This is a genomic window from Pseudomonas luteola NBRC 103146 (assembly GCF_002091675.1).
Lineage (GTDB): Bacteria > Pseudomonadota > Gammaproteobacteria > Pseudomonadales > Pseudomonadaceae > Chryseomonas > Chryseomonas luteola.
Window position 1 is genome coordinate 1 of sequence record NZ_BDAE01000090.1, and the last position, 819, is coordinate 819.

The following is an 819-nucleotide window of genomic DNA, read 5'->3' on the forward strand; positions in this document are numbered from 1 at the left end:
CAAAGCCCGGCAAGGACAGAGCGATGGACGTAACTGAGCGCGTTAGAGAGCTTCGAGCTGAGGCAATGGAGTACCGGCGCCAAGCAAGGCTAGGCGGCCACTTCGCTGACTTTTACAGCAAGAAAGCAGCTGACTTATCTGCCGAAGCTGACGAGCTGGACGGCACGGCAGAGCGTAGACGGGCCGAGCGCGAAGCAATACGCCGAAAGATTGCGGCTGAAGAAAAGCACGACCACCCACAACCCAAATCCCGCGGCTGGTACATGGCAAACGTTGCTACCTACCAGTTGAACCTCATGCTGACACGGAGAGCAAGCTGATGGACAGAGCTAGAGCAGAGCGAATCATCGAAAACCAGATCCTGAGCCTGTATACCTCGGCTCATCTAACCGCTGACTACTGGGCTGCATGGGGCTTCATTGAGGCCTATCACGCAGCTGACTTCATCAGTCAGGACATCCGTAATCACTACATGAAGCGCCTGGACAAGCTGCTTAGTGAGCGTCGTCAGGTAATGGGAGCGTTAGCAGCATGAGCAAAGATGCAGTTCTGAAATTATCTCTGAAATCTAATAGCGGCTACTCCTGCCAGCAAACGGCAAACATAGATGTTTCTCAGTGGGGAGCTATTCAAGGCGTCATCAGTGGAAACCATGTTTTCTTGGCCGCTCGTGATCTGCGAACAGCGCTTGAGAGAATACTAGTTCGTGCCGAGGCTTTTTCAGAAGCCGAGCAAGACATGCAGCCACATTCAGCTGAAGCAATAGCTGACATCGCACGTAACGCCTTAGCTAAAGCCCGAGGTGAAGCATGACTTCCC

General features: G+C 53.2%; 3 protein-coding genes. All 3 read left to right on the forward strand.

Going from position 1 to position 819, the window contains the following annotated elements:
* Positions 1 to 320 (forward strand): hypothetical protein (locus PLU01S_RS25200; RefSeq protein WP_218019581.1); only part of this gene is annotated, 320 nt, incomplete at its 5' end.
* Positions 320 to 535 carry a hypothetical protein gene (locus PLU01S_RS25205; protein ID WP_074830569.1) on the forward strand — a complete coding sequence of 72 codons (216 nt, stop codon included), beginning with the start codon at positions 320 to 322 and terminating at the stop codon, positions 533 to 535. The genes PLU01S_RS25200 and PLU01S_RS25205, both read left to right, overlap by 1 nt.
* The gene (locus PLU01S_RS25210) at positions 532 to 813 is read left to right on the forward strand and encodes a hypothetical protein (protein WP_074830566.1); all 282 of its coding nucleotides are present in this window, start codon (positions 532 to 534) and stop codon (positions 811 to 813) included. The genes PLU01S_RS25205 and PLU01S_RS25210 overlap by 4 nt, the downstream gene beginning before the upstream one ends.
* Positions 814 to 819: the final 6 nt, after the last annotated feature.

Excerpts from the sequence above, each read along its gene's own strand:
- PLU01S_RS25205 (WP_074830569.1), top strand. The coding sequence starts at position 320 with ATGGACAGAGCTAGAGCAGAGCGAATCATCGAAAACCAGATCCTGAGC.
- PLU01S_RS25210 (WP_074830566.1), top strand. The coding sequence starts at position 532 with ATGAGCAAAGATGCAGTTCTGAAATTATCTCTGAAATCTAATAGCGGC.